This window comes from Geminicoccus harenae, from assembly GCF_019800005.1.
Lineage (GTDB): Bacteria > Pseudomonadota > Alphaproteobacteria > Geminicoccales > Geminicoccaceae > Geminicoccus > Geminicoccus harenae.
The window spans coordinates 1-7,406 of sequence record NZ_JABGCL010000079.1 but is presented as its reverse complement, the minus strand read 5'-3'; the positions used below and the strand labels follow the sequence as shown (position 1 = coordinate 7,406).

Annotated in this window: 6 protein-coding genes; 4 read left to right on the top strand and 2 right to left on the bottom strand. The window is 67.2% G+C overall.

Annotation, left to right across the window (positions count from 1 at the left end):
• Positions 1-415 precede the first annotated feature (415 nt).
• Positions 416-1,330, top strand: a complete 915-nt coding sequence (locus HLA95_RS26370) for a calcium-binding protein (RefSeq protein ID WP_191061021.1) — start codon at positions 416-418, stop codon at positions 1,328-1,330.
• Between the two features lie 151 nt (positions 1,331-1,481).
• Here the strand turns inward: HLA95_RS26370 and HLA95_RS26365 are convergent, their stop codons facing one another.
• Complete coding sequence (locus HLA95_RS26365) at positions 1,482-1,838, bottom strand: type II toxin-antitoxin system HicB family antitoxin (RefSeq protein WP_191061020.1); 357 nt, start codon at positions 1,836-1,838, stop codon at positions 1,482-1,484.
• A gap of 427 nt (positions 1,839-2,265) precedes the next feature.
• Positions 2,266-2,895, bottom strand: a complete 630-nt coding sequence (locus tag HLA95_RS26360) for a TetR/AcrR family transcriptional regulator (RefSeq protein WP_191061019.1) — start codon at positions 2,893-2,895, stop codon at positions 2,266-2,268.
• Positions 2,896-3,113: 218 nt separating this feature from the next.
• Between HLA95_RS26360 and HLA95_RS26355 the strand changes: the two genes are divergently transcribed.
• The 3 genes from HLA95_RS26355 to HLA95_RS26345 are packed head-to-tail and all read left to right on the top strand — an operon-like array spanning position 3,114 to position 6,926.
• On the top strand, positions 3,114-3,611 hold the full coding sequence (locus tag HLA95_RS26355; RefSeq protein WP_191061018.1) for a (2Fe-2S)-binding protein: 498 nt from the start codon (positions 3,114-3,116) through the stop codon (positions 3,609-3,611).
• Positions 3,608-4,666 carry an FAD binding domain-containing protein gene (locus tag HLA95_RS26350; protein WP_222185023.1) on the top strand — a complete coding sequence of 353 codons (1,059 nt, stop codon included), beginning with the start codon at positions 3,608-3,610 and terminating at the stop codon, positions 4,664-4,666. The genes HLA95_RS26355 and HLA95_RS26350 overlap by 4 nt, the downstream gene beginning before the upstream one ends.
• The gene (locus HLA95_RS26345; protein ID WP_191061645.1) at positions 4,659-6,926 is read left to right on the top strand and encodes a xanthine dehydrogenase family protein molybdopterin-binding subunit; all 2,268 of its coding nucleotides are present in this window, start codon (positions 4,659-4,661) and stop codon (positions 6,924-6,926) included. The genes HLA95_RS26350 and HLA95_RS26345 overlap by 8 nt, the downstream gene beginning before the upstream one ends.
• Positions 6,927-7,406: the final 480 nt, after the last annotated feature.

The following is a 7,406-nucleotide window of genomic DNA, read 5'->3' as shown; positions in this document are numbered from 1 at the left end:
TGGCCCTCCCGCTCACGTCGCCTTGCCCGGGACTATGAGCGGCTGCCCGAAACCGGCGTGGCGATGATCCATGCCGCCATGAGTCGGATCATGCTGCGGCGCATCGCGTGACCGGTCAGCGACTTTGCCGACAGTCAGTCAGAGCCCGTTTGAGAATGGGTTGGCGGGCGGATCCGAGCGGCAGCGCGACGTTTTGCGGTGAGCCCATCGGCCGTGATCCAACTGATGCAGCGGGTCCAGGCCGTGGGCGGGCGGTTCTGGAGCGGGAGGAACTGGCTCCCGAGAACAGCTTGGTGCTGCCACCACTAACGGTGGTGGACAGTGCGGCAGCAAAAGTTCTTGACAAGAAAATTCATGATGATGAGCATCGGAAGGCTGAGCCCTCAACCCAGAATGATAGATCCGAGGTGCTCTCATGGCGAAGTTCAATGGGACTAACGGAGCCGACCGGATCCTAGGCACGCTCCAGGGTGACTTCATCGACGGCCGGGGCGGTGACGACTTCCTCGCTGGCCGAGCGGGCCACGACAAGCTCTACGGGATGGCCGGGATTGATTCGCTCTATGGCGGCGACGGCGAAGACTATGCCAGCGGTGGCGATGGCAATGACCGGATCTTCGGTGATGCCGGCAATGATCTGCTGAAGGGCGGAGCCGGCAACGACCAGGTCTGGGGCGGGGCTGGCAACGACGAGATCACCGGCGGGGTTGGCAACGATATCCTAAAGGGCAACTCCGGCAGCGACTTCCTTTCCGGCAACGCCGGGAACGACATACTTGACGGCGGGGACGGCCCCGACCTCCTGGAGGGAGGCGATGGCGACGATCGGCTGATCGCCGGAGGCGGGCGTAACGCCCTCAGGGGTGAGGATGGTAACGATACTCTCCTGGGTGGCTCCGGTGATGACTTCCTGTTTGGTGGCGGCGGGATAGACGAGCTCACCGGCAACGACGGCAACAACACGTTCTTCGTGCTATTCGAGGATGGGTTCCCGACACTCGGCAAGCAGGTCCTGCAGGCCGACGACCTGATCACCGACTTCACCCGTGGTGCCGATCAACTCGCCATCACATTCCAGGAGGCCGATCCGGTCAACCCGGGAGGTGGCCTTTCCCTAGGACTTGGGTTCGATGATCTCGATACCGATGGCAACGACGTGCTAGATGGCGCGGACGCCGGGTTTGACCTACAGACCGTGGACCTAGAGGGAGTCTTACGGACCTCCCTAGTCATCGACGTGGCGGAACTGGACGGCCTCTTCCATGTGCACGGGACGATCACGCTCTACGGGGTGACTTCTCTCACGGCAGGCGACGTCGCGCTTCCTTAAGCGACCAAAGGCATGAGTGGCTTAGCGTGGTGACGCTGCTTGACCGCTCGCGTTCCGACCACAGCATTTCCTCGGGCTGCGCATGGTGCGGCGGAAGCGGCGCGATGAGGCAGGGGCCGGCAAGCAAAGGCGTTCCGCACCCGGCATGGGCCTATAGCTGCGCCTGCCGCCCTGGGAACAGTTCCTGTAACGGCCGGGCCCGCTCAACGTCCTCGGCAGTCTGTTCCGGATTGCCCTCGTCGTCGACCGTGTCGGGACCATCCACCGGAACCAGGATCTGCCGAGTGCTGGCACCTGCGGAAGCGTGCTGATCGATGGGAGATGCCGGCAAGGAGGCGCCGGCCGCCAGCAGGGCATCGACATGCTCGGCCAGGACATCGGCCGCCATGGCGGTAGCGTCGGCGACCGTGGCGCCGGCTGCCACGCAATAGGGGAAATCGGGGAAGGCCACGGTGTAGCCGCCGGACCTGGTTGACTGGAGCTGCGCTGGATAGCGCCGGATCGGCACGGCAGGCCGCTTCTGGGACCCTGTGTTCCGGACGCGGCGGCGGCTGAAGGACCGATTAATTACAAAAATTAATCTGCAATTCATGATAAAAGACGCCTCTCTGTTTGTTAAAATTATAGTGTAGTATAGCACACTCGTAGCTTCTAAGTAGACTTGACGGAATGTTCTTTACGTAGTCCGAGTTTGTGTCATGAGGGCAACATCATGTGATGTTTAGCCGGAAGTTAAGCGCCGATGTACGCAGGTGGCGGTTCGGCATTGGCTCATGGCCGATGCCCAACAGCACCGGCCAACCATTCCTTCATTCCGTCAGCTTTGGCGGCACCTCCACCTCCTATGAGTGGCCGCTTGCGTCATAATACATCTACCGAATTTGAAATTTTGTCCGAATGGGAAGGAAGTGCCCGGTGCAGGCAGGCAACGAGCATCAAGTCGTCCGGCGTTGCGCAGCACCACGAGCCTGTTGCGCTGGTCTTCCCTCAAGATAGCACAGCCCGTCCACGAAGACGTCGATCAGGCGCAGTACCCTGGCCTGCCAGCCCGGCTGGTCATGGGCGTAGCACATGCCGACCAGGGCACGGAGCAGGTCCTCGGGCCCGATGTCCGACCGGATCTGCCTGGCCGCCACGGCCTTCTGCAGCAGGTCGCCGACCGCTCCGGTGAGCCGTTCGCGTGAGTAGGTGGCAAGGTCCGAGCAGCTATGCGCGGCGAGAGCGAGGGCTGCTGCCATGCCTTTCTTCGTGGCGACGAATTCCACACTGGCGCGCATCCAGCTGCGCAGCGCCTCGACCGGGGCCATTTCTGCCCCGAGCTGCCTCGCCAGCTCGACCAGTTGCTCCACCTCGCGCCGGTAGACGGCCTCGTACAGCGCCTCGCGGGTCGGGAAGTGCCGGTAGAGCGTCCCGATGCCGACCCTGGCCTGCCTCGCCACGGCTTCCAGGCTCGCCTCCGGACCGCCCTGGCTGAACACCACCTTGGCCGCCGCCAGCACCCGTTCCCGGTTGCGGAGCGCATCCGCGCGCGGCTTGCGCTTGTTCATGGCCGGCTGATCCGTCATCGCGCCCGTTTCTGCATTCTGCCCCTTGTAAACGGAGGATGCCTCCGTATTTTGCTCCGCGTGGTGCCGGGTGAGCAGCTGCCTTCTCCCCACCACCTCGCCTGGAAACCCCGTACTGGCAACGTCCGCCGCCCCGATTGGCTCCAGGACGGGCCGTCCGGCCGACGATGCATCGCGCGGACGAATCATCCCAACGACCGTTCTGATCGGAGTGCCGCATGAGCCTGTCGATCACTCTCACCATCAACGGCGTACGACATGCCATCGAGCTGGAGGACCCGAGGGTCACGCTCCTGGACCTGCTACGCGAGCGGCTGGACCTGACCGGCACCAAGAAAGGCTGCGACCGGGGTCAGTGCGGCGCCTGCACGGTCCTGCTCGACGGCCGCCGCGCCAACGCCTGCCTGGCCCTGGCCGCCAGCCAGGATGGTGCCGAGGTGCTGACCATCGAGGGGCTGGCGCAAGGTGACGCCTGTCACCCGGTGCAGGCGGCCTTCATCGCCCACGACGCCTTCCAGTGCGGCTTCTGCACGCCCGGCCAGATCATGAGCGCCGTGGGCCTGATCCGCGAGGGTCAGGCGGGGGATGATCCCGAGCGGATACGCGAAGGCATGAGCGGCAATCTGTGCCGCTGCGGCGCCTATCGCGGCATCATCGAGGCGGTGCTGGAAGCGCAGCAGAGCCTGGGCCAGGCCGGACAGCAGGAGGCAGCATGAACCGCTTCGACTATGTTCGGCCGGCCACGGTCGCGGAAGCGATCGCGGCCGCCGCGCTGCCCGGCAGCGCCTATCTGGCGGCCGGGACCAACCTGCTCGACCTGATGAAGGGCGGCATCGTCGCCCCCACCCGACTGGTCGATGTCAGCCGCCTTCCCGGGCTCGACCGGATCGAGCCCCTGCCGGACGGCGGGGTGCGGATCGGTGCGCGCGTGCGCAATGCCGACCTGGCCCATGACCCGACCTTCAGCAAGCGCTTCCCGGCCGTCGCCGAAGCCCTGCTGTCCGGCGCGTCCGCCCAGTTGCGCAACGCCGCCACCGTCGGCGGCAATCTCCTGCAGCGCACCCGCTGCGCCTATTTCTACGACCCGGCGAGTGCCTGCAACAAACGGCAGCCAGGGGCGGGCTGCGATGCGCGCGGCGGCGAGAACCGCCTGCACGCGGTGATGGGCTGGAGCGAATCCTGCATCGCTACGCATCCATCCGATTTCTGCGTGCCGCTCGCAGCCCTGGACGCCGTGGTCGAGATCGAGGGGCCGACCGGCCGCCGCGAGGTGGCGCTGGAAGACTTCCATCTGCTGCCCGGCGCCACGCCCGAGCGCGAGAGCGTGCTGGCGCCGGGCGATCTCGTCGTGGCGGTCCGCCTGCCGGGTACCGCGGCGCCGTTCGCGGCCCATGCCCGCTACCTCAAGCTCCGCGAGCGCACTTCCTACGCCTTCGCCGTCGTGTCCGCCGCCGCCTGCCTGCGCATGGCCGACGGGGTGATCGCCGAGGCGCGGCTGGCGTTGGGCGGCGTGGCGGCCAAGCCCTGGCGTGCCCGGAACGCGGAAGCGGTGCTGGCGGGTGCCCGCCCGGATGCGGCGTCCTTCCGGCGGGCCGCGGAGGCGGCGCTGGCAGCGGCGCGGCCGTCCGGGGACAATGGCTTCAAGATTGAGCTCGCCCGGCGGATCGTGCTGCGCACGCTGCTGCTTGCCGCGGCCGGTACGCCCGAGCGTCTGCCTGCCCTTCCGGCCTCTCCCTTCGCCCCCGTTCCTGGAGGTGCTCTCCATGGCTGAGACTGCGCGAACCGGATCCACCATACAACGTCGGCACGGTGCCAGCATCGGCCAGCCGCTCACCCGGCGCGACGGCCTCCTGAAGGTCACCGGCCAAGCACGCTATGCGGCGGACCACCACCCGCCCGGCATGCTGTACGCGGTGCTCGCGACCAGCAGCATCGCCCGCGGCCGCGTGACCTTCCTCGACGTGGCGGCGGCCAAGGCCGATCCCGGCGTGGTCGAGGTGATGACGCCGGCAAACCGCCCGCCGCTGGCGATGGATCCGGACGCGAAGACCAACCCCTTCATGTTCCGGCTGGAGCTGCTGCAGAACGACACGGTGCGCTATGCCGGGCAGTCGATCGCGGTGGTGATCGCCGAGACGCTGGAGGCGGCGACCGAAGGTGCGGCGCTGCTGGCGCCGCGCTACCAGGCGGAGCCGCCGCGGGTCGGGCTGGACGATGCCGACAGCTTCGTCCCGCCCGCGGTCGGCATCGGCACGCCGTCGGAGGTGCGTCACGGCGATGTCGAGGCCGGCCTGGCCGCCGCGGAGCACCGGATTGAGGCCATCTACGAGACGCCCGCCCAGTACCACAATGCCATGGAGCCGCATGCGATCGTGGCGGTGTGGGACGGCGACCGCCTCACGGTGGACACGCCGAGCCAGGGCCTGGCCATGGCACAGGAGCGGATCGCCGGGCTGTTCGGGATCCCGGCGGAGAACATCCACATCCGCAGCCCGTTCCTGGGCGGCGGGTTCGGCTCCAAGGGCCTGATCTCGGGGCCGCAGGCGCTGGGCATCCTGGCTGCGCGCCTGGTGGGCCGGCCGGTGAAGCTGGTGCTGCGCCGTGAGCAGATGTACGGCCCGGTCGGCCACCGCGCGCCGACCCGCCAGACCCTGCGCCTGGGCGCCGACGATGCGGGCCGGCTGACCGCGATCCACCACCATGTGCGCACCGCCACCAGCAGCTTCGACGATTTCTTCGAGCCGTCCGGCGGGGTCAGTCACACCCTGTACGCTAGCCCCGCCATCGCCACGACCGCCGATGCGGTGCGGCTCGACACGGGCACGCCGCTCTTCATGCGGGCACCCGGGGAAGCGAGCGGCAACTTGGCACTGGAAAGCGCCATTGACGAGATGGCAGAGGCAGCCGGCCTGGACCCGCTGGAATTCCGCCTGAGGAACTATGCGGAGGTCGAGCCGGTCTCCGGCAAGCCGTTCTCCTCCAAGGCGCTGCGGGAATGCTACGCCCAGGGTGCGGAGCGGTTCGGCTGGCGGGATCGTCCCCTGGCACCGCGCCGGATGCGTGACGAGAACGGGCTGCTGGTCGGCTGGGGCGTCGGCACCGCAACCTTCCCGGCACTCATGTTCCAGGGTCAGGCAAGGGCGATCCTCCGGCGCGATGGCACGGGTCTGGTCGAGCTGGGTGCGCAGGACATGGGCCAGGGTGCCTGGACGGCGCTGGCGCAGATCGCCGCCGATAGTCTCGGCCTCGACATCGAGCAGCTGGAGTTCCGGGCCGGCAGCTCCGACCTGCCCGATGCCGGCATCGCCGGCGGCTCTGCCCATACCGCGACCGCCGGCATGGCGATCCACGGGGCCGGCGCCGACGTGATCGCCAGGCTGACGGAGCTGGCGGTTGGCGACGAGCGCTCGCCCCTGTTCGGTGCGGGCAATGTCGGGGTCCTGGCACGCGACGGCCGGCTGGTCCGGCGCGACGACGAGCGCCGGAGCGAGAGCTATGCCGAGATCCTGGCACGCGCCGGCCTGGCGGAGATCGAGGGACGCGGCAGTGGTACCGCCGATCAGGATGCGCAGGCGACCTATGCCATGCACGCGCATGGCGCGGTGTTCGCCGAGGTGAAGGTGGACCCGGATCTCGGCCAGATCCGGGCGACGCGCCTGGTCGGCGCCTTTGCCGCCGGCACCATCATCAACCCGCGCCTGGTGCGCAGCCAGTATTATGGCGGCATGATCTGGGGGGTCTCCTTCGCCCTGCACGAGCAGGCCGTGCCGGATCGCCGCTCCGGGCGGATCCTGAACGCGAACCTGGCCGAGTATCATGTGCCGGTGAATGCCGACATCCCCTCGGTCGAGGCCATCCTGGTGGAGGAGACCGATCCTTACGTGAATGCGCTGGGCATCAAGGGTGTGGGCGAGATCGGCATCACGGGCACGGCGGGAGCCGTCGCCAATGCGGTATGGCATGCGACGGGCGTCCGGGTGCGTCGCTTCCCGATCGCCATCGAATCGCTGATCAGTACTGCAGTGACGTGAGCGACTGTAGCTGGAAGGCTTGACGGCAGATCCGGCAGGGGCTCGAGCCAGGTGCTAGCACGTACCTGGCGGCGGATGCGGAGACGCAGGATACGGACGGGGCAGGCAAAAGAGTGCTGTGTATAGGCACAGCTCCTGCCCGTCCGAGTACTGCCGTCTGGGCAGGATCAGGCGACTCGACTATCCTCTTCGTTCTCGGCTGGATCGTTCTCTTCCAGGTCATGGTCCGGCTCATGTCGAAGACCATGCCGTACCATGACAAGGTTTGGGTGGCTTCCATCCCCTATGACGGCAGCAGGCTCAGCCCCCCTTCGCTTGACGCGGTTGCTGGCAGCGTAGTCCTCCGCGAGGGGCTGATGCCCATGGGCCTTGGTGGTATCAAGTAGGATCAAGTGCTATTCTTCGCCCGGCATCGGTAGAGGGATGGCATGGCCGGTACGACGGAGAAACTGAGCATCACCCTGCCCCATGACATGGCGG

What these genes read in the sequence shown, in the direction of transcription:
- HLA95_RS26370 (WP_191061021.1), top strand. Translation starts at nt 416, where the DNA reads ATGGCGAAGTTCAATGGGACTAACGGAGCCGACCGGATCCTAGGCACG.
- HLA95_RS26360 (WP_191061019.1), bottom strand. Translation starts at nt 2,895, where the DNA reads ATGACGGATCAGCCGGCCATGAACAAGCGCAAGCCGCGCGCGGATGCG.
- HLA95_RS26355 (WP_191061018.1), top strand. Translation starts at nt 3,114, where the DNA reads ATGAGCCTGTCGATCACTCTCACCATCAACGGCGTACGACATGCCATC.
- HLA95_RS26350 (WP_222185023.1), top strand. Translation starts at nt 3,608, where the DNA reads ATGAACCGCTTCGACTATGTTCGGCCGGCCACGGTCGCGGAAGCGATC.
- HLA95_RS26345 (WP_191061645.1), top strand. Translation starts at nt 4,659, where the DNA reads ATGGCTGAGACTGCGCGAACCGGATCCACCATACAACGTCGGCACGGT.